Source organism: Streptomyces sp. NPDC127114 (genome assembly GCF_042677525.1).
GTDB lineage: Bacteria > Actinomycetota > Actinomycetes > Streptomycetales > Streptomycetaceae > Streptomyces.
Window position 1 is genome coordinate 65700 of record NZ_JBHXTJ010000021.1, and the last position, 18908, is coordinate 84607.

Consider the following 18908-nt stretch of genomic DNA (forward strand, 5'->3'; position numbering starts at 1 on the left):
AATCCCCATAGGTGAGCGATCGTACGCCGGGCGGCCCCAACGAGCCCTGGTTAACACCTCATTGGGACGCTTCGCGCACCGTGTCGTAACGCACACGAGCCTCTTCGACCGCCGGAAGCCGCTGCTCCGTCCAGCGGCCGAGCTCCGCGACGATGAGGGCGGCCTCGCGGCCGAGGGCGGTGAGGCTGTAGTCGACGCGGGGCGGGATAACGGGCTTGGCGTCGCGGTGGACGAAGCCGTCCCGCTCCAGGGTCTGGAGGGTCTGGGTGAGCATCTTCTCGCTGACCCCGCCGATCTTCCGGCGCAGCTCGCCGAAGCGGTACGAGCGGTCGAGCAGGGCGATGAGGATGAGGACGCCCCAGCGGCTGGTGACGTGCTCCAGGACGAGGCGCGAAGGGCACATCGCGTCGTTGACGTCGGGCTTCCTGGCACCTTCGGCACTTACCGGCATACCAGTACCTTACTTCAAAGTGGGTACTTTCGAAAGGTTAGCGCCAGTCGTACGGTGAGTGCGTTGCCCCTTCACCGCACCCCGGGAGAACCTCATGAGCATCGTCGTCACCGGAGCCACCGGACAGCTCGGCCGTCTCGTCGTCGACGCCCTCCTCGCCACCGAGCCCGCCGAGTCCCTCGTCGCCGTCGTCCGCGACAAGGCGAAGGCCGCCGACCTGGCCGAGCGCGGCGTCGAACTCCGGGTCGCCGACTACTCCCGGCCCGAGACGCTGGCCGGCGCCTTCGAGGCCGGCGACCGGGTGCTGCTGATCTCCGGCAGCGAGGTCGGGCAGCGCGTGGCCCAGCACACCGCCGTGATCACCGCCGCCAAGGCCGCGGGCGTCGCCCAGCTCGCGTACACCGGCGTCCTCGGCGGCCCCGAGGCCGACTTCGTCCTGGCCGACGAGCACAAGGCGACCGAGCAGGCGATCCTCGACTCCGGTCTGCGGTACACCTTCCTCCGCAACGGCTGGTACACGGAGAACTACACCGCCAACCTCGCCCCCGTCCTCGCCCACGGCACCGTCGTCGCCAACGCGGGCGAGGGCCGCGTCGCCTCCGCCGCCCGCGCCGACTACGCCGCCGCGGCCGCGGCCGTGCTCACCGGCCCGCTCGACGAGCACCTGGGCCGGGCGTACGAGCTGAGCGGCGACGTGTCGTGGTCGCTCGCCGAGTACGCGGCCGAGGTGGCCCGCCAGTCCGGCCAGGAGATCGGCTACACGAACGTGCCGGCCGCCGCCCACCTGGAGATCCTCGTCGGCGCCGGCGTCCCGCAGCCCTTCGCGGAGATCCTGGTCGACGTCGACGAGGCCGTGGCGCGCGGCGCGCTCGCCGCCCGCGGCGACGACCTGTCCCGCCTGATCGGCCGCCCGACCACCCCGATCGCCGAGACGATCCGCGAAGCGCTCGGCCAGGCGCCCACCGCTTCTTGATCCGTCAGGACCGTATGGCGATACGGACATGACAGCCGGCCCTTCGCGGCGCTACCTTCGTGAGGACGCGCGGCGCAGGGCCGGCAGGGGCAGGAGGTCCGGTGGACACGGAGCACGATCAGCGGGCGGAGCGCACAGGACTGATCTACGGCATAGCCGCCTACGGCATCTGGGGCCTGTTCCCCCTCTACTGGCCGCTCCTCGAACCCGCCGGAGCGGTCGAGATCCTCGCCCACCGCATGGTGTGGTCGTTCGTCGTCGTCGGCCTCGCCCTGCTCGCGCTGCGCCGCTGGAGCTGGGTCCGCGACCTGGTGCGCACCCCGCGCCGGCTCGGCCTGGTCGCCCTCGCCGCCGGTCTCATCACCGTCAACTGGGGCGTCTACATCTGGGCCGTGAACGCCGGCCACGTCGTGGAGTCCTCGCTCGGCTACTTCATCAACCCGCTGGTCAGCATCGCCCTCGGCGTGCTCGTGCTCAAGGAGCGGCTTCGGCCCGCGCAGTGGGCGGCCGTCGGCATCGCGGTGCTCGCGGTGGTCGTCCTCGCCGTCGGCTACGGGCGGCTGCCGTGGATCTCGCTGGTCCTGGCGTGCAGCTTCGGCACGTACGGCCTGGTGAAGAAGAAGGTCAACATCGGCGGCCTGGAGTCGCTGGCCGCCGAGACCGCCGTCCAGTTCCTGCCCGCCCTCGGCTACCTGCTGTGGCTGGGCACCCAGGGCCGGTCGACCTTCACCTCCGACGGCGCCGGCCACGCCGCGCTGCTCGCGGCGACCGGCGTGATCACCGCGATCCCGCTCGTCTGCTTCGGGGCGGCGGCCATCCGCGTCCCGCTCTCGACCCTCGGTCTGCTCCAGTACCTGGCGCCGGTCTTCCAGTTCCTGCTCGGCGTCCTCTACTTCCACGAGGCGATGCCGCCGGAGCGCTGGGTGGGCTTCTCGCTGGTGTGGCTGGCCCTGACGGTCCTCACCTGGGACGGCCTGCGCACGGCACGGCGCAGCCGCGAGGCCCTGGCCGCGGCGGCGGCGACCGCCGCGGCACCAGCCGAACCGGCCTCCCTCCCCGTCGTGGAGCCGGCCCCGTCGGCACAGGCCGGGCGCTGAGGCCGAGGCCGGGCAGGGGCTGAGGCCGAGGCCGGGGGCTGAGGCCGAGGCGCGGGCGCGGTCGCGGGCCGGCGACAGCCGGGCGGGCGAGCGGGCCAGCGGGCCAGCCTGCGCCGGCCGACAGGCGACGGCCGACCGGCGACGGCCGGCCGGGAGGGCCGGCGGCGGCGGTCAGGCCGCCAGGAGGTCGTGCTCGCGGATCAGCCAGCAGACGGCCGTCAGACGCAGGGTGGCGAAGTCGTGCCCTGCGGGTTCCGTCCACTCGACCTCGGTGAGCCGGTCGGTGAAGCCGAGCACGTAGTCGGCGAGTTCCTCGCGGCGGACGGTCCGGGCCTGCGGCCCCCGCTGCGCGGGAATGGCGCCGCGGCCCCGAGAGGGCGGCGCGAGCGCGTCGCACACGGCCGCCGCGTGTTGGTCGACGGCGGCCACCAGGCCCGGCTCCAGGGAGACTTCCGCGAGCCGGGTCATGTACGTGGCGGCGACACCGACCAGAGGGCAGCCGGGCGAATCGTTCATCCCCCCACATTAGGCGCGGAAACGGCCGCCGAGACCGTGACGTCGGTCGCAGATCCGGGCCCCGAGGCACGGCGGGCACGGTAGGCACGGCAGGCGCGGCGAGGACAGCGGGCACGGCAGACGCGGCGGGCAGACGCGGCGGCAGACGCGGCAGGCGCGGCCTGGCCGCCGATGTCAGAGGCGGACCCTATAAAAGGTCACATGACCGCAATCCACTGGAAGCTCGTCATCGACTCGGCCGACCCGCACGCGCAGGCCGGGTTCTGGGCCGCCGCCCTCCACTACCGGGAGGAGGACCACAGCGCCCTGGTCTCCCGGCTGCTCGCCGCGGGAGCGGTCGAGCCCGACGTGACCGTCACCGTCCACGGCCGGCCGGCCTGGCGCGACCTCGCCGCCGTCCGCCACCCGGACGATCCCTTCGACCCGGACACCGACACCGGGCTCGGGCACCGCATCCTCTTCCAGCGGGTGCCCGAGCCGAAGACCGGCAAGAACCGCCTCCACCTGGACCTCCACCCGGGACCGGAGAACCGCGAGGCCGAGGTGGCCCGCCTGGAGGGCCTGGGCGCGAAGGTCGTGCGCCATGTGGCGGAACAGGGCGGCTCGTGGACGGTCATGACGGACCCGGAGGACAACGAGTTCTGCGTCCAATGACGTCCCGGTCCTCGTGACGCCCGACCCGGTTCCGGCGGGTCCTCGACGGCGCTTCAGGCCGCCGCCTCCGCCGGGACCGGAAGCTGGACCTGCTGCCGTACGACACGACGGCGCCGGGTCGGCAGGCCGGCGGTCGGGTTGGCGACGCCCCAGGCCGCGCTCTTGCAGATCAGCTCCTTGTAGAGGACGGCCACGCGGCCCGTCAGCGCCCTGGCGACCGACCGGTCGTCGGCGGTGACGAACTGGATCAGGGCCTCCTTGCGGCCGAGGGAGACGCACTGCTGGAAGTAGCGGATCGAGACGCTGGGAACCTTGGTGCCGGCGAGGCGGGCGGCGATGGCGTCGGCCGCCTGCCAGGCCATGGGCACGCCCGAGGCGCAGGACATGCGGAGCGGCTTGTCGCCGGGGCCCGCCGCGAGGGCCGCGTCGCCCACGGCGTACACGTCCGGGTGGGAGACCGAGCGCATCGTGCCGTCGACCACGATCCGGCCGCCCTCGCCCAGCTCCAGGCTGGTGGCCTGGGCGATCGGGTGGACGGCGAAGCCGGTGGTCCAGACGGTCACGTCGGCCGGGACGGTCGCGCCGTCGGCGGTCCGCACGGCGTCCGCCGCCACGGCGGCGACCGCGGCGTGCTCGTGGACGGTGATGCCGAGCCCGTCCGTCACCTTGCGCAGGTGGGTGCGGCCCTTCTCGGAGAGCCAGTCGCCGAGCTCGCCGCGTACGGCGAGGGCCACGTCGAGGTCCGGCCGGGCCTCGGCGATCTCGGTCGCGGCCTCCACTCCGGTCAGCCCGCCGCCGACGACGACCACCGGCCGGCCGGCGTCCAGGGCGGCGAGGCGGTCGCGGAGGCGGAGGGCGCCGGGACGGCTGGAGAGCTCGTACGCGTGGGCGGCGACGCCGGGTACGTCGCCGTCGTTCCAGCCGCTGCCGAGGGCGTAGACCAGGGTGTCGTACGCCAGCTCCTCCTGCCCGGAGCCGGTCGCGAAGCCGGTCGCGGCGGGCGCGGCCCCGGTCGCGGCGGGCGCGGCGGTGACCGTCACGGTCTTGCGGTCCACGTCCACGGCGGTGACCTTGGCGAGCTTCAGCTCCACGCCCGTCCCCGCGAACATCTCGTCGAAGGGGCGGGGCCTGAGGTCCTGGCCGGCGGCGAGCTGGTGCAGCCGGACGCGCTCGACGAAGTCGGACTCGGGGTTCACGAGGGTGATGGTGACGTCCTCGCGGTGCAGCCGCTTGGCGAGGCGGCCGGCGGCGACGGCTCCGGTGTAGCCGGCTCCGAGGACGACGATGCGGTGCTGCATGGCCCTGCTCCTGTCTGTACGGGTCGGGTGCGCCGTGGTCTTGCGCGGTGTCGACCCTTGAACCGGGCAGCCCGGCGTTTCCTGACAGGATCGGGATGTGACCTGCGTCACACACCGATCGGAGCCCGTCAGACCAACGCCAGAAGACGTGCAGCGCCCTACCCCCGAGGCAGCCGCAGGTCTCAGAGGACGTACAGGGGCTCGCCGTGCTCCGCGGCGGCCCATTGCTCGGTCGCGCGGACCAGCTTGTCGGGGTTGACCTGGCTGCGGACCGCGACGATGCCGTCCGCGGTGACCTCCAGGCAGGTGATGCCGACGACCCGGCCGTCCACCACGGCCACGACGGCGGGTCCGCCGTTCGCGGTCGTGGCGTAGATCTCGGGCACGCCGCCGACGAGGGCCCGCTTGGCCGGCGCGGGCTTGAACAGGCCCCGCAGGAACGTGGCCACGGCGAGCGCGCCCTCGAACGCCTTCGCGCGGGCCGGGACCTTGCCGCCGCCGTCGCCGACCGAGACGGCGTCCTGGGTGAGCAGGGCGACGAGAGGTTCCGTACGGCCGCTGGTCGCCGCGGCCAGGAACTCCTCGACGATCCGCCGGGCGGCGGCCTCGTCGATCTCGGTGCGCGCCTTGCCGTCGGCGACGTGCTTCTTGGCCCGGTGCAGGATCTGCTGGCTGGCCGCCTCGGTGATGTCCAGGATCTCGGCGATCTCCCGGTGCGGGTAGTCGAAGGCCTCGCGCAGCACGTACACCGCCCGCTCGTTGGGCGACAGGCGTTCGAGCAGGACGAGGACGGCGTACGAGACCGACTCGCGCTGCTCGGCGGTGTCGGCGGGGCCGAGCATCGGGTCACCGGCGAGCAGCGGCTCGGGCAGCCACCTGCCCACGTACGTCTCGCGCCGGGCGCGGGCCGAAGCGAGCTGGTTGAGGCAGTGGTTGGTGAGGACCTTGGTCAGCCAGGCCTCGGGCACCTCGATCCGCGAGACGTCGGCCGCCTGCCAGCGCAGGAAGGTCTCCTGCACGGCGTCCTCGGCCTCGCTCGACGAGCCGAGCAGCCGGTAGGCGATGGCCTGAAGCCGCGGCCGCGCGGCCTCGAACCGGTCCACGTCACTCATGATCAGGGCCATGCCCGCGATCCTAGGCGCTGCCCCGTCTCCCGTCGCCCCCCGGCCTCTTGCCACTCCTAGCGGTAGTAGCCGACCAGATCGGCGATCAGGTGCACGTCGCCGTTGTGGTTGTAGAAGGTGACCGATCCGTTGACGACCGGGACCACCACGAGGTTCGGCACGGTCTGGCCGGCGACGAAGTTGAGGTTCGAGGCCGCGGTCCGGGTCGTCCCGTACGGGTAGACCGAGACGAAGCTCGGCGCCGTCGGGGCCGTCGCGGTCACGTTGAGCACGACCGCCCTGACACCACTGGCCGGAACCTGATGGGTGCCCAGGAATCCCAGCGACTTGGTCGACGCGGGGCTCATGCCCGAGTAGCCGGTGCCCAGGGGCAGGTCGACGCGGGTGTCCATGACCCGGACCGGACCCACGGCGGTGAAGCGGGAGCCGTCGGCCGCCGGGTCCTCGGTGTAGTAACCGGCGACGTCGGCCAGCAGGTCCACCGAGCCGTTGTGGTTGTACAGGTTCACCTTGCCGTCGACGAGCGGCACGGTCACGAGGTTCGGCACGGTGCGTCCGGCCGTGACGTTCAGGCTGGACGCGCTGGTGCGCTGGGTGCCCGACGGGTACACGGACACGAAGCTCGTGGCGGTCGGGTTGGTCGCGGTCACGTTCAGGACGACCGCGGTCGCGCCGCTCTGCGGCACTCCGGCCCGGCCGGCCACCTGCACGGTCACCGTACGGCCCGCGCCCACCTTCGCCTTCGGGGCGCCGAGGCCCGAGCGGGTGTCCAGGATCCGGTCCGGCGTCACGGGCCGGTACGTGGAGCCGGAGTCGCCCTCGGCGAAGTAGCCGGAGACGTCGGCGAGCAGGTCCACCGAACCGGCCCGGTTGTAGAAGGTCACCTTGCCGTCGAGGACGGGGACGACCACGGCGTTCGCGACCGTCTGCCCGGCGACGAAGTTGAGGTTGGACGCGGAGGTCCGCTCGGCGCCGGACGGGTATGCGGACACGAAGCCGGCGGCGGTCGGACCGGTCGCGGTCACGTTGAGGACCACGGCGGTGACGCCGCTCGCCGGTACCCCGCCGACGCCCGCGACCTTCAGCGAGACGGTCTGGCCGGGCCCGACCTTGGCCTTGGGCGCGCCGAGCCCGGCGCGGGTGTCGAGCAGCCGGGTCGGCGTGAGCGGCTCATAGGTGCCCGCCGGAGTCGTCACCGCGCTGCCGTCGATGCGCACCACGCCCGACTGCTGCAGGGCGGCGCCGACGCCGTCCGCCGGAGACGCGGTCATCGTCCACGTGTAGTCGCCGCTCTCGACGCCGAGACCGCGCTCGTCCCGCGCGTCCCAGTCGACGGCCACCGCACCGCCCGTCGGTCCGTCGCCGCTGCCCCTCAAGGTACGCACGAGGACACCGGTGCGCTTGTTGCGCAGAGCGACCTGCCAGGTGCCCGCGGGGCGGGAGGGCAGCCAGCGGGGCCGCCAGTGCTGCCACGCGGTGACGGTCTGCTGCGCGGCCACCGAGGACTGCACGAGGGTGAACGGCTCCGCGGTCACGCCGCTCGGCACGATGTGGATGCGCCCGTCGGCGTCCTCGTAGGCGAGGGGCCCGCCGAACCTGTCGACGGTCCACTCCACGCCGCGCCGGAAGTCGGCGGACGCGGGGACACTGCCGACGCTCCGGGTGACGGCGGCGCCGTCACGGAACGCGGTGAGTGCCAGCTGCCCGGCGGTCCTGTCGTGGCGCACCAGGTAGCCGTCGCCGAGGAGGGCGTCTCCGGCAGGGACCGTGACGTTCTTCTTCGCCGTGCGGTCGTACACGCCGGCCGGGCCCGTGGGCCCGCAGGACCAGTAGAGCCAGCGGCCGACGGCCTGGAGGTCCTTGGGGACGCAGGGCGCGCCCGTGTCCAGCGTGGTCTTGGCGCCGGTCTTCAGGTCGTCCGCGGACAGGACGCCGGGGGTGCCGGTCGGGGTCCAGTACGTGGTGCCCCAGACGGAGGCGGCGGTGACCGCACGGCTGCGGATCGGGTCGTAGCTGCTCGCGTCGTCGGAGAGGTCACCGACGTACTGCCGGTCGGGGTTGAGCCCGTTGACGACTGCGTAGCGTCCGGTGACGGTGACCAGCTGGCCGGTCGCGGACGGCGCGCGGAAGTAGGTGCCGTCCTCGCGGTCGACCGTCTCGACGAAGACCTGCCCGGACTGGCTGTCCACCCTGAGGGACCGGCCGTCGCCGGTGCTCCACGGGCCCGAACCCATGGCCCAGTCCCGGCGGACGGGCTCACCCGCACGGTATCCGTCCGGCGTGGCCGTGACCGTACGGGTGTAGACACCGGCGTTCGGGGCGCTGTCGGACTCCAGCGTCGCCAGCACGCCGTTGGCGAGCGACAGCCGGCCGACGCCGGCGGCCACGGGCGGGGCGGCGGCGAGGTCGGTCGTCCGCAGCCCGTCGGTGGACGTCTTCCGCAGGGCCCAGTGGGCGGAGTCGGCTCCGGAGGCGACGACGACGTCACCGTCGGCGCTGTTGACCATGGCCGGTCCGGCATGCCGGGCGAGGGTGGTGGCGCGGCTGCCGTCGTAGGCGATGCGCTGCAGGGGGAAACCGGCGGGGTCGTCCGACAGCTGGGCGTTTGAGGCGGTCCAGGTGAGCAGGAGGTCCTGGCCGGCGGCCGCGATGACGGGCCGCGCGGAGCCGGGCGGGGTCAGCGGAACGTCCGTCGGGGTGGCGGACGGGTCGTCCCGGGGCACGGAGCTGAGGGTCTTGCCGTCCCACGTGACCCAGGCGAGACGGTCCTCGGTGAGGACGACCTGGGTGTGCGGGGCTGTATCCACGCGCGGCCCGCGCGTGAAGGCTCCCGTCCGCAGGTCGAACAGGCCGAGGTCGACCGTGTAGTCGGTGTCACCGGGGTAGCGCACGACCAGGGTCCGCTCGTCCGCGGCCACCTGCTCGTACAGCCGGGAAGGGACGGGTCCGGACACGTCGGCCACCGGTGTGGCGGTACCGTCGGGGGCGACCTTGAGCAGGTGGTACGCGAGGCTCCCGGCGCTGCCCGTGGTGGTCACGACCATGTCGCCGACGCGGGCCTGGACGATGTGCCCCTGGGGCAAGGTGACCGTGGTCCGCTCGTCCGTGGCGAGGTCGATCCGCCGGTGCGCGCCGCCCTCCGCGTAGAGCAGTACGTCGGTACCGGCCGGCAGCCAGGTCCGGCGCGTGTCGCTGTACTCGTCGCCCTCCACCCCCGCCCCGTTGAGGTCGACCGTCCGCGTCCGGCCGTCCCACCCGGTCCACAGCAGGCCGTCGGTGCCCTCCTGGCGGTACAGCACGCCGGACGCCCCCGCTCCCAGCGGGGCGACGGTGCGCGGCACGAACCGGTCCGCCTGGAACACCGTCTCCGCCGGCGCGGCCGCCTCCGCCTGCGCGGCGCCGACCGGTCCCGCCACCAGCCCCATCAGCAGGGCCGTGCACAACCCGGCCCTCTTCCACACGTGACGACGCACCCCAAGCCCCTCCTCGAACACCTGTCTCCGCTGCCCCCCGGCACACGAGTCGGCAGACCCTAGCAACGAGACGTCGGCCCTGATGAGGCGGGGTACGAGCCGACGGGAGGGCACGGAGGGGCAGGGACAGGCACGTGCGACCGAGGGAGACGGCCGACCGCCGAGGGAAACGGCCTAGCCGCCGACGCGTACGACGTCGAGCTCCACGCCCGCGATCCGGCCGAGGCCGTCGAAGGAGACCACGGCCGTGCTGCCGCCGGGGAGTTCGGCGGTGATCCGGTCCGGTTCCGCGCGGTACGGGGCGCCGTGGTGGTCGAAGTGGCCCTCGACGACGTGGCGGGCCGAGCGGCCGATCAGGCCGGCGCCGGTGAGCAGGGTGCGGGGCAGGGCGACCGGGTCGAGGCCGGGGCGTGGGACCTGCGGGTCGTCGGGCAGGAAGTAGACCTGGGTGGCCGGGCCGGCGGGCACGCCGATGTAGCCGGCGGCCTCGGCGACGCCCATCCCGGTGAAGGCCAGCATCTCGGCCGCGCGCCGCGGGTCGGGGAAGCCGGACAGGTCCAGGACCTCCGCGGTGAGTTCGGCGATGCCGTGCGCCCGCCCGTACCGCTCGACGGCTCCGGCCAGCGCGACGACCTCACCACCTCGCAGCCCGGGGTTGGCCCAACCCCACATCCAACTCTGTTCGTTCATGTCGTACGTGCCGAGGACCCCGACCCTGAGCTCGACGGGCCCCTGCCGGTAGCGGCAGGCCGCCAGGTCGGCCGTCCAGTCCCCCTCGGGCAGGAAGTCCGCCAGGGCTTCGAGCTGCGCCGCGCCCCACGCGGCGTGCCGCTCGGCCTCCAGCAGGAACGCGTCGCTGAATTCGTCGGTGATCACTCGGCCGAGCCTACGGGGCGTCCCGCCGCACCTCGTACTGGAAGCAGCCGTACTCCACGGCCCGTACGTGTACGAGCGCGACGGCCGGATCGGCGAAGGCCTCCTCGAAGGCCCGGTCGAAGCCCTCGTTCGGCGCCTCCGGGATCTCCAGGAGCCGCCCGCCGACGATCCGCCCGGCGGCGTCGTAACGGCGCAGGGTGCGCAGCGCGCCGGGCCGGTCGAAGGGGTACGTCCCGGGCGCGGCGGGCGGACCCGCGCACTCCTCGGCGTGGATGAAGACCGGCCCCTGCTCGTCGTACGCCCCCGGCTCGGCCCCCGTCTCGGCGGCCCACCGCCGCAGCGGGGCGTACGACACGAGGGCGATCCGCTCCCCCTCGCGCGAGGAGCGCAGGCAGCAGCGCAGCGGATTCCCGGCGGCCTCGGCGTCCGCCGTGAACGGCCGGCACGTGCGGCCCGCGTCGTCGGTACGGCGGAGCTCGGCCAGGGCGGCGGGCGGGATGGCGCGTGGCGTGTAGGTCGTCGTGGTCATACGCCCACCTTCACGCGGACGCGGGACGAATGCTGGCGCTATTCGGACGCGAAGCTCACGAACCCGGCCCAGGCACCGGGGCCGAAGGCGAGGCGCGGGCCTTCGGTGTCCTTGGAGTCGCGGACGTGGACGGTGCCGGGGGTGGTGGCGACCTCGACGCAGTCGTTGCCGTTGCCACTGTCGCTGTAGCTGCTCTTGCACCATTTGAGTTCGGAGTTGTCGGTCATGTCTCTCCCAGCCGTTGCTCGATGAAGTCCCTGGACTCCCCAGGAGTGAGGGCCATGGACCGGAGGATGCCATAGCGAAGTTCCAAGATCCGGAGCCGCTTGAGATCCGAGACCGGCCGACCGCCGAAGTCCCCGTCCATGCGCCCCACTGCCGTGCCGTCCCCGAACTTCAGGATGGCGATCCGCCCGCCCGTCGCGGGGTGGTCGGCCTGCTCCGTCGGCATCACCTGGATCTCGACATGGGGCAATTCAGCCACCTCCAGCAGGCGTTCGAGCTGGCGACGCAACACCATCTTGCCCCCGACCGGCCGACGCAGCGACACCTCTTCCTGGATGAAGCTGAACTCCGCCGCCGGTTCCCGCTCAAGCACCGCCCGACGCGCCACACGAGCCGCCAGATAGCGGTCCAGCTCCTGCTGCCCGTACGCGGGTCGCCACGTTCGCAGGAGAGCCCGCGAGAACTCCTCCGTCTGCAGCAGACCATGGACGTTGAAGTTGGAGTAGAAACAGAACTCGACCGCCCGTGACTCCAACTTGGCGAGGTCACGCACCTGCTTCGGGTACCTGACCTCCTGCACGTCACTCTTCATCGCCGAGATCAGCCCGCCGGCCCCCACCGCCTTGTCCACCTTGTCCAGGAACTCGGGTCGGGGGATGCGCGCGCCCCGCTCGACCTTGCGCACCAGGTCCTCTCCGTAACCCACGGCCGCCCCGAGCTCTACCGCGCTCAGCCCCTTCGCCTCGCGCCACAGCCTGATCTGGCGGCCCACCGCCGCGACCACGGCCGCGCCCGACTCGTCGCCGGGCTCCACCTCCCAGCCCGCGTCCTCTGTCCCCGTACCGTCAGCTTCGTTCACGCTCATGCGCGCCCACCTCCTTCGGGCAGAGCCCTTCCCGGAGTGTCGCGCGGGACAGTCGGGACACGACCGGACAGTCCCCGGACAGTAACCGTACGTAAGGGCATGTTCGATGGGCAGCGTAAGCAGGTACGACCACGCTGGGTCACATGAATCAGGAACCCACCCAACTCTTGGCATCCGTACGCCAATTCGGAATCCGGCTCTCCGCCACGCCCAGGGGCGCTCGGCTCGCCAGGCTGCTGGCCGTCGAGCAGCTGCGCTCCTGGGAGCTGGTCGCGGCTTCGGAACCGGCGGCCCAGATCGTGGCCGAACTGGCCGCCAACGCCGTCACCCACGGTCGCGTGCCCGGCCGGGACTTCACCCTCGGGCTCTTCGCCGCCGAGGAACGTCTGCGCATCGAGGTCACGGACACCCGGGGCGACCGGCTTCCCGTCGTCGCGGCCGGGTACGGGCTGCCGCTCGTCGAGGCGCTGTCGCGGAGCTGGGGCGTCCGGCGGGGGCCGGTGCCCCGGAAGACGGTCTGGGCCGAGGTGGCCCTGCCCGGAGCGGCGGCGTCGCGGCCGCCCGCGACGCAGGCGCTCGCGGCGCGGTGGCCCACGCCGTAAAAGACTTAAGTACCAGGGAAATTACCGATCCCTCCCCTCCAGCCTCCCCGCCTCCGGCACGTCACCCACTCGGGTGATTGGTACCAACTGGGCTGGATTTCATGCCTGTTGCCTGGCATATGCTCACGCCACAACCCCCAGACATGCGTCGGCCCCCGGCCGGGACTAGCGATCCCGATCGAGGGCCTGACCACCGAGGAAGAAGCACCTTCCCGATGGCTTCACAGCACCCTAGCGTGCCCCTGCACGCCTCCGGGCTCATTCACGACAACGTCCCGCTCACGGCCCACTACGTGGTCATCGGCAATCACCTCGCCCAGAACCACAAGATCTCGCTGGTCGCGAGAGGGCTGGCCCTCTACCTCCAGTCGCTGCCCGCCGGTACCCCCGTCGGCATCAAGGCCATCGCCGCCCAAGTGCCCGAGAGCGAGCTGCGCATCGCCCGCGCCATGCGGGAGCTGGAGACCCACGGCTACCTGGCCCGTTTCCGGGAGCGGCTTCCCGATGGCCGGATCGTGCCGCGCACAATCTCGTACAACCGCCCGAGGGCTGAGCGCGACCCCTCGCCGGAGACGCCGCCGAAGACACCGCCGGACACTCCGCTCCCCCCGCTTCCTCCGCCGCCCCCTTCGCGGAAGCGCGCCAAGCCCTCGTCGCCTCCGCGGCCCCCGCGGCCTTCGCCGCCCTCGCCGCCGCCCTCGCCTTCTCCGCCTCCGGCGCCGTCACAAGCTCTGCGGCCTTCGCAACCTCCGCCACCTCCGGCCCCTCCGGCCCCTCCGCCGCCTCCGGCGCCTTCGCCGAAGCGTGGCGAGACCCCGCCGCCGTCTCAGCCTCCGCCGGCCGCGCCGCTCGACGAGCGCCACCGCCCCGCCGCCGAGCTCCTCGCCGGCCTCCGCCTCCACTCACCCCGGCTCCTGCTGTCCGAGCGCGACGTCCGGCGCCTCGCCCCGGGAGTGACGGCGTGGCTCGACCGCGGAGCCCACCCCGACGCCGTAACGCGCACGCTCTCGGCCTGCCTCCCCGACGACCTGGCCCACCCGGCGGGCCTCCTGGCGCACCGCCTCGTCGTGCTGATGCCGCCGCCCCTCCCTGCCGGGCCCCCGGCCCCTGACCCGTTCCAGATGTGCGACGGCTGCGACCGCCCCTTCCGCTCCGCCACACCGGGCCGGTGCCGGGATTGCCGCTCCGATACAAGAGAGGCCGCCTAGCATGAAGCTGATGACTCGGGCCCCAGGGCACACACGAGGAGCCGGCGCCATGACCACCGCATTCCCGCTCTACCGGACCATGCGCGAAGCCCTGGACCGCCTGGACGACACCGTCCCTGGCAAGTTCGAGATCACCAAAGAAGGAATCGTCCACGACATGATGGCCCCGAGTCGCCCACACGAGTTGACCGTGTTGCAGCTGCGTCGGCGCCTTGAGAAGGGGATGCCGGAAGACATCGCGGCCCATACGGGAGAGCCCGACGTTGAGGACGAGCCGCAAGGCGTCATGCGCCACCCCGACATCATGGTGATCTCCATGGCGGACATGGAGGGCGACGGCTCCTTCGACCCCCGTACCCTCATCGCCGCCATCGAGGTCGTCTCGCGCTCGAACCCCGACAACGACTGGGTCGGGAAGCTGCGCGACTACCCCCTCCTCGGCATCCCCGTCTACGCGATCTTCGACCCCCGGACCGGCTCCGGCGCCGTCTTCTCGGACATCCACGCCACGCCCGACGGCCCCCGCTACGCGACGCGCAAGGACTTCTTCTACGGCGAGGACGTCACCATCGCCGACTGGACCATCTCCACCGACGATCTGCCCCGCTACCCCTAGTACGGGCCGGCGGGCCGGGCGTCACCTCTCCCGTACCGCCTGGACGAGGCCGGTGAGCAGCAGGGCGGCGCCGACGACGACGAGGACCACTCCCACCTTGGTGAGGGTGAAGACCGGGATCTCGATCCCGTCGGCGAACAGCGCCAGCGCGAGGCCGACGAGCAAGGTCACGGATCCTTCGGCCAGGTTCTTCGTGGCGCGGCTCATGGGAGACCTCTTCTCGCGTCTCACGGCATTCGACTGGGTGCCGTCGGTTCGAGGGGGACGGCTTCAGCGTAGGAGCGGGCCGGAGGGTGGCTCCTCGGCCGACGGAACGATTTCGGGCTGCATCGTTCGATGGAGGCGGCGAGTTCAGGGCCAGCGCCCGGGCTCGGGCCCGTCGGCCAGGAGCCGCCACGCCGTGAGCGCCAGCCGGGCCCGCGTGAGGCCCGTCGGGGCCGTGAGGTCGAGGCCGAGCGCCTTGCCGAGTTGGTCGAGGCGGCGGGAGACGCTGCTGTGGTGGAGGTGGAGGCGCTCGGCGGCGCGGCGGAGCGAGGCGGTGGCGCAGTAGGCGTCGAGGGTCTCCAGGGCTTCCTGGCCCTCCGGGCCGGCCACCGCCCGGGCGAGTGCGGCGACGTCCGGGTTGGCGCGTGCGGCCGCGTCGGGGACGTCGGCGAGCAGTGCGAGGGCGCCCAAGTCGGCGTAGTGGACGACCGGTTGGTGGTCGGTGGTGAAGCGCAGGGCCGTGCGGGCCTGCCGCCAGGACGTCTCGGGACTGTCCGCGTCGGCGACCCCGGCCCGTACACCGTCCGGGAAGCGGGCGGGGTCGACGGCCGTGGTGAGCAGCACGCCGATCTCACCGCCGGACACGGCGGGCCGGCCACGTCCGTCAGGTCCGCCGAGTCGGGCGAGGCCGGCCAGTCCGGCGGGTGCGGCGGGTGCGGCGGGACCGGCGGGTCCGCCATGCGCGCCCTGGCCGGCGATTCCGCCAGAGCCGGCACTTCCGGCGGGTCCGGCAAGTCCGGCGGGTCCGCCAGGCGCGCCGCCCTGGCCATCGATTCCGCCAGAGCCGGCACTTCGGGCGGGTCCGGCAGGTCCGGCAGGTCCGGCAAGTCCGCCAGGCGCGCCGTGTCCGGCGAGTCCGCCATATCCGCCCGGTCCGGCAGGTCGGCCAGGTCCCCCGGGCGCCGCGAGGACCGCCGCCTTCACCAGGCCGGCCGGGCAGATCCGCGCGCCGATCCTGTCGAGGGGAAGGCCGGAACGGACCGCGACCGCCTGGACCGGCCGGCCGGGCGCGAAGCCCAGGAGGCGCAGGGCGCGGGCCCGGGCGGCGGGGTCCGTGGTCGGGGCGACGGCGAGTTCGACGAGGGCCGGGTCGGCCATGGTCGTACGGGCCGGGCCGTAGCGTTCGACCGCCGCCGCGACGGCGATCGCGAGGCGGTCGAGCAGGACCTCGTCGAGCGCGTTCGGCGGGCCGGGCCGCTCCAGCCACACCTCGCCGATCTCCTCCTCGTCGAGCGTGACCGGCACCGTCGTCGACGCGGGCGGCGCCGGTGCGGGCGGCGCCGGCGCGTCGGCCTCCGTGCCCAGCGGCGAGACCCGGACGGCCCGCCCCGTGCCGTGCACCCGTATCCCGGTGACGCACTCCGCGAGACCGGCCGAGGCGCGGGCGAGCGCCGGCAGGTCGACGCGGCGGCGCATCAGCGTGTCGTAGAACGCCACGATGCGGATCGCGCCGCCGGCGTACGGATCGAGTCCGGACAGGCGCAGGGCCAGTGCCTCCATGCCCGGAAGGATAGAAGGACCGACGGCGTGGCGGCCCGCGCCGATCGGTGCGCGAACGGGCCCGGAAGCGCGACGGACGGCGGCCGCGCCGCCGGGCAGCGGCCGCCAGGATGGCCGTCATGGACCCCGAACTCGAAGCATTCGTCCCGCTGTTCCCCCAGGCCGATCTCGCCGACCCGGCCGGCGCGCGCCAGCTCTTCGCCCGGCTCGCCGCCTCGGTGCCGCTGCCGGACACCTCCGGCATGGAGGTCGAGGACCTCGCGGTGCCGGTCGCCGCCGGTCCGGACGTACCCGTACGCGTCTACCGCCCGCACGACGCGCGGGCCGCCGTCGTCTGGCTGCACGGAGGCGGACACGTCACGGGAGACGTGGACACCGAACACCCGTGGGCGACCCGGCTCGCCGCCACCTCCGGCGTGGTGGTGCTCTCGGTCGGCTTCCGCCTCTCGCCCGAGAACCCCTTCCCCGCGTCCCTCGACGACGCCTACGCGGTGCTCACCTGGGCGGCGGCGAACGCCGGCCGGCTCGGCGTCGACCCGGCGCGGATCGCGGTCGCCGGCCACAGCGCCGGCGGCGGGCTCGCGGCGGCGGTGGCCCTGCGGGCACGGGACGAGCGGGGCCCCGCGATCCGCTTCCAGCTGCTCAACCAGCCCCAGCTCGACGACCGGCAGGAGACCTGGTCGCAGCGGAACTTCACCGACACGCCCTGGATCGACCGGGACAAGGTCGCGGCGTCGTGGCGGCACTACCTCGGCGGACGGCCCGCCACCCCGTACGCGGCGCCCGCCCGCGCCGAGGACCTGACGGGCCTGCCGCCCGCTTACATCGCGACGGCGGAGCTCTGCCCCAACCGCGACGAGGACATCCACTACGCCCTGCGGCTCCTCCAGGCGGGCGTGTCGGTCGAGCTGCACCAGTGGCCCGGCACCTTCCACGGCTCGCAGGCGATCGTCTCCGCCGACGTGTCGCAGCGGCAGAACGCCGAGCTCGGAGCCGTCCTGCGCCGCGCCCTGGCCGACTGAAGCACCGGCACCGAGCGCCCGACACCGGGCGTCGCGCGCCCGGTATCGCGCACCCAACACCCAGCACCGAGCACCGAGCGCCCGGCAGTCGGCACCCAGCACCGAGCGCCCAGCAGCCGGCACCCGGTACCGAGCGCCCGGCACCCGGCGCCCAGCACCCAGCACCCGCTCACGAGAGGACCGCCCCATGAAACTGCGCCTGTCACTGCTCGGGCTCGCCGCCTTCGGCCTGATGGCGGCGACCACCACCCCCGCGGCCGCCACGACCGGCACGTCCCCCGCCCCTGCCCCCTCTCCCGCCCCCGCTCCCACCCCCGGGCTCGACCCCGCCGCCCTCCAGTCCGCCCTGGACGGCCTGCACGCCGCCGGCATGCCCGGCGCCTTCGCCGAAGTGCGGGACGCGGGGCGCACCTGGCGGGGCGCTGCCGGGGTCGCCGACCTGGAGTCGCAGCGCCCGGTCCGGCCCGATCTGCTGCAACGGGTCGGCAGCATCACCAAGGTCTTCACCGCCTCCGCCGTGCTCCAGCAGGTCGAGCAGGGTCGGGTACGGCTCGACGCCCCGATCGGCGACTACCTGCCCGACCTGGTACCGGGCGAGCGCGGCCGGGTGGTCACCGTACGGATGCTGCTCAACCACACCAGCGGATTCGCCGAGTACATCCCGTACGCCTTCCCGTCCATATCCGGCGCCGACGGGCCGGTCTCCTCGAAGAGCCTCGACGAGAACCGCTTCACGCGGTTCCGGGTGCCGGACCTGATCGCGCTCGGTCTCGCGGCGCCGGCGCCGGCCGAGCCCGGCGCGCTCCCCGGCGTCTACTCGAATACCAACTACCTGCTGCTCGGCGAGCTGTTGGAGCGGGTGACAGGCGTGCCGGCGGAGGAGTACATCACCCGGAACGTCATCGGGCGGGCCGGGCTGCGGCACACCTTCTTCCCCACCGGGCCGCGCATCAAGGGCCCGCACTCGAAGATGTACGAGGCGCTCTGGGGCGCGCTCGAACCGCCGCGCGACTACAGCGTCTACACCATGTCGTGGGACATGGCCGGGGGCGGCCTGGTGTCCACCATGGAGGACCTGAACCGCTTCTACCGGGCGCTGCTCGGCGGCCGGATCATCGCTCCGGCCTCGCTGGCGCAGATGCGGCGGACGGTGCCGGTGATCGCCCTGGACGGGTCGACGATCACGTACGGCCTGGGGCTGCAGAAGATCGAGGTGCCGGACTGCGGCACCTTCTGGGGCAACGAGGGCACGGTCTGGGGAGCCGGGACGGTCTCCCTGACGCGAGCGGACGGCAGGCGCCAGATGTCCATCGCCGTCAACCTCATGCGGTGGAGCCGGCCTCATCCTCTCGACGACGCGATGTCGACGCTGCGGCTGCGGGCGCTCGGATGTTCGGTGAGCGAACACTCCTGACCGGTTTCTGCTCTTGACGAGACGTCAAACTCTCGCTGAACATTCGTCACACAAAGCGCAGCCGCACATGCTCCGACCAAGCTCGTGCTCCATGAAGCTCCACACGCTCTGAAACACGCTCTGACACGCTCCAACGCCTCGCGTCACCCACGGCGCGAGGCGCTCGCACGTTCCGTCCCATCCCCAGTTCGGAATCCGGAG

19 protein-coding genes are annotated in these 18908 nt (G+C 73.2%); 8 read left to right on the plus strand and 11 right to left on the minus strand.

Annotation, left to right across the window (positions count from 1 at the left end):
• Window positions 1-58: 58 nt before the first annotated feature.
• A complete protein-coding gene (locus tag ACFVGS_RS21695; protein ID WP_385693378.1) occupies window positions 59-451 on the minus strand; it encodes a winged helix-turn-helix transcriptional regulator in 393 nt (130 codons plus the stop codon).
• 94 nt (window positions 452-545) lie between these two features.
• Between ACFVGS_RS21695 and ACFVGS_RS21700 the strand changes: the two genes are divergently transcribed.
• Together ACFVGS_RS21700 and rarD are read left to right on the plus strand one after the other, a co-directional pair.
• Window positions 546-1424, plus strand: a complete 879-nt coding sequence (locus ACFVGS_RS21700; protein ID WP_385693379.1) for an SDR family oxidoreductase — start codon at window positions 546-548, stop codon at window positions 1422-1424.
• A 101-nt stretch (window positions 1425-1525) separates the two neighbouring features.
• Window positions 1526-2521 carry an EamA family transporter RarD gene (rarD, locus tag ACFVGS_RS21705; protein ID WP_384412059.1) on the plus strand — a complete coding sequence of 332 codons (996 nt, stop codon included), beginning with the start codon at window positions 1526-1528 and terminating at the stop codon, window positions 2519-2521.
• A 171-nt stretch (window positions 2522-2692) separates the two neighbouring features.
• Here rarD and ACFVGS_RS21710 read toward each other — a convergent pair whose 3' ends face one another.
• Window positions 2693-3037: a DUF6401 family natural product biosynthesis protein gene (locus tag ACFVGS_RS21710; protein ID WP_384412061.1), complete on the minus strand. Its 345-nt coding sequence runs from the start codon at window positions 3035-3037 to the stop codon at window positions 2693-2695.
• Between the two features lie 201 nt (window positions 3038-3238).
• Here ACFVGS_RS21710 and ACFVGS_RS21715 point away from each other — a divergent pair, with 201 nt between their 5' ends.
• Entirely contained in the window at window positions 3239-3691 is a 453-nt protein-coding gene (locus tag ACFVGS_RS21715) for a VOC family protein (RefSeq protein ID WP_384412062.1), read from the plus strand.
• Window positions 3692-3744: 53 nt separating this feature from the next.
• Here the strand turns inward: ACFVGS_RS21715 and ACFVGS_RS21720 are convergent, their stop codons facing one another.
• The 7 genes from ACFVGS_RS21720 to ACFVGS_RS21750 form a co-directional block, all read right to left on the minus strand.
• Window positions 3745-4989 (minus strand): NAD(P)/FAD-dependent oxidoreductase, encoded by a 1245-nt coding sequence (locus tag ACFVGS_RS21720; protein ID WP_385693380.1) that lies wholly within the window; start codon window positions 4987-4989, stop codon window positions 3745-3747.
• A 182-nt stretch (window positions 4990-5171) separates the two neighbouring features.
• Window positions 5172-6113 (minus strand): RNA polymerase sigma-70 factor, encoded by a 942-nt coding sequence (locus tag ACFVGS_RS21725; RefSeq protein ID WP_384412066.1) that lies wholly within the window; start codon window positions 6111-6113, stop codon window positions 5172-5174.
• A 56-nt stretch (window positions 6114-6169) separates the two neighbouring features.
• A complete protein-coding gene (locus ACFVGS_RS21730) occupies window positions 6170-9586 on the minus strand; it encodes a hypothetical protein (RefSeq protein ID WP_385693381.1) in 3417 nt (1138 codons plus the stop codon).
• A 174-nt stretch (window positions 9587-9760) separates the two neighbouring features.
• Complete coding sequence (locus tag ACFVGS_RS21735; RefSeq protein WP_385693382.1) at window positions 9761-10462, minus strand: DUF6882 domain-containing protein; 702 nt, start codon at window positions 10460-10462, stop codon at window positions 9761-9763.
• 10 nt (window positions 10463-10472) lie between these two features.
• Window positions 10473-10991, minus strand: coding sequence for a DUF1203 domain-containing protein (locus ACFVGS_RS21740; RefSeq protein WP_385693383.1), 519 nt, complete (start codon window positions 10989-10991; stop codon window positions 10473-10475).
• Between the two features lie 38 nt (window positions 10992-11029).
• Window positions 11030-11218, minus strand: a complete 189-nt coding sequence (locus tag ACFVGS_RS21745) for a DUF397 domain-containing protein (protein ID WP_384412074.1) — start codon at window positions 11216-11218, stop codon at window positions 11030-11032.
• Window positions 11215-12081, minus strand: a complete 867-nt coding sequence (locus ACFVGS_RS21750; RefSeq protein ID WP_385693384.1) for a Scr1 family TA system antitoxin-like transcriptional regulator — start codon at window positions 12079-12081, stop codon at window positions 11215-11217. Before ACFVGS_RS21750 ends, ACFVGS_RS21745 begins: the two co-directional genes overlap by 4 nt.
• Window positions 12082-12224: 143 nt before the next feature.
• Between ACFVGS_RS21750 and ACFVGS_RS21755 the strand changes: the two genes are divergently transcribed.
• The 3 genes from ACFVGS_RS21755 to ACFVGS_RS21765 all read left to right on the plus strand — a co-directional run bounded on the left by ACFVGS_RS21755 (window position 12225) and on the right by ACFVGS_RS21765 (window position 14507).
• On the plus strand, window positions 12225-12683 hold the full coding sequence (locus tag ACFVGS_RS21755) for an ATP-binding protein (protein WP_385693385.1): 459 nt from the start codon (window positions 12225-12227) through the stop codon (window positions 12681-12683).
• 215 nt (window positions 12684-12898) lie between these two features.
• On the plus strand, window positions 12899-13891 hold the full coding sequence (locus tag ACFVGS_RS21760) for a helix-turn-helix domain-containing protein (RefSeq protein ID WP_385693386.1): 993 nt from the start codon (window positions 12899-12901) through the stop codon (window positions 13889-13891).
• Window positions 13892-13940: 49 nt separating this feature from the next.
• Window positions 13941-14507 (plus strand): Uma2 family endonuclease, encoded by a 567-nt coding sequence (locus ACFVGS_RS21765; protein WP_385693387.1) that lies wholly within the window; start codon window positions 13941-13943, stop codon window positions 14505-14507.
• A 21-nt stretch (window positions 14508-14528) separates the two neighbouring features.
• Here ACFVGS_RS21765 and ACFVGS_RS21770 read toward each other — a convergent pair whose 3' ends face one another.
• Window positions 14529-14714: a DUF5708 family protein gene (locus ACFVGS_RS21770; protein ID WP_385693388.1), complete on the minus strand. Its 186-nt coding sequence runs from the start codon at window positions 14712-14714 to the stop codon at window positions 14529-14531.
• Between the two features lie 144 nt (window positions 14715-14858).
• On the minus strand, window positions 14859-16271 hold the full coding sequence (locus tag ACFVGS_RS21775) for a helix-turn-helix domain-containing protein (RefSeq protein ID WP_385693389.1): 1413 nt from the start codon (window positions 16269-16271) through the stop codon (window positions 14859-14861).
• A 119-nt stretch (window positions 16272-16390) separates the two neighbouring features.
• On the opposite strand from ACFVGS_RS21775, the gene ACFVGS_RS21780 reads away from it, so the two are divergent.
• Window positions 16391-17293, plus strand: coding sequence for an alpha/beta hydrolase (locus ACFVGS_RS21780; protein ID WP_385693390.1), 903 nt, complete (start codon window positions 16391-16393; stop codon window positions 17291-17293).
• A gap of 187 nt (window positions 17294-17480) precedes the next feature.
• Window positions 17481-18707: a serine hydrolase domain-containing protein gene (locus tag ACFVGS_RS21785; protein WP_385693391.1), complete on the plus strand. Its 1227-nt coding sequence runs from the start codon at window positions 17481-17483 to the stop codon at window positions 18705-18707.
• Window positions 18708-18908: the final 201 nt, after the last annotated feature.

Bases quoted from the DNA above. Each gene is read 5' to 3' on its own strand.
- ACFVGS_RS21695 (WP_385693378.1), bottom strand. From the start codon at position 451: ATGCCGGTAAGTGCCGAAGGTGCCAGGAAGCCCGACGTCAACGACGCG.
- ACFVGS_RS21700 (WP_385693379.1), top strand. From the start codon at position 546: ATGAGCATCGTCGTCACCGGAGCCACCGGACAGCTCGGCCGTCTCGTC.
- ACFVGS_RS21710 (WP_384412061.1), bottom strand. From the start codon at position 3,037: ATGAACGATTCGCCCGGCTGCCCTCTGGTCGGTGTCGCCGCCACGTAC.
- ACFVGS_RS21715 (WP_384412062.1), top strand. From the start codon at position 3,239: ATGACCGCAATCCACTGGAAGCTCGTCATCGACTCGGCCGACCCGCAC.
- ACFVGS_RS21720 (WP_385693380.1), bottom strand. From the start codon at position 4,989: ATGCAGCACCGCATCGTCGTCCTCGGAGCCGGCTACACCGGAGCCGTC.
- ACFVGS_RS21725 (WP_384412066.1), bottom strand. From the start codon at position 6,113: ATGGCCCTGATCATGAGTGACGTGGACCGGTTCGAGGCCGCGCGGCCG.
- ACFVGS_RS21740 (WP_385693383.1), bottom strand. From the start codon at position 10,991: ATGACCACGACGACCTACACGCCACGCGCCATCCCGCCCGCCGCCCTG.
- ACFVGS_RS21745 (WP_384412074.1), bottom strand. From the start codon at position 11,218: ATGACCGACAACTCCGAACTCAAATGGTGCAAGAGCAGCTACAGCGAC.
- ACFVGS_RS21750 (WP_385693384.1), bottom strand. From the start codon at position 12,081: ATGAGCGTGAACGAAGCTGACGGTACGGGGACAGAGGACGCGGGCTGG.
- ACFVGS_RS21755 (WP_385693385.1), top strand. From the start codon at position 12,225: ATGAATCAGGAACCCACCCAACTCTTGGCATCCGTACGCCAATTCGGA.
- ACFVGS_RS21760 (WP_385693386.1), top strand. From the start codon at position 12,899: ATGGCTTCACAGCACCCTAGCGTGCCCCTGCACGCCTCCGGGCTCATT.
- ACFVGS_RS21765 (WP_385693387.1), top strand. From the start codon at position 13,941: ATGACCACCGCATTCCCGCTCTACCGGACCATGCGCGAAGCCCTGGAC.
- ACFVGS_RS21770 (WP_385693388.1), bottom strand. From the start codon at position 14,714: ATGAGCCGCGCCACGAAGAACCTGGCCGAAGGATCCGTGACCTTGCTC.
- ACFVGS_RS21775 (WP_385693389.1), bottom strand. From the start codon at position 16,271: ATGGAGGCACTGGCCCTGCGCCTGTCCGGACTCGATCCGTACGCCGGC.
- ACFVGS_RS21780 (WP_385693390.1), top strand. From the start codon at position 16,391: ATGGACCCCGAACTCGAAGCATTCGTCCCGCTGTTCCCCCAGGCCGAT.
- ACFVGS_RS21785 (WP_385693391.1), top strand. From the start codon at position 17,481: ATGAAACTGCGCCTGTCACTGCTCGGGCTCGCCGCCTTCGGCCTGATG.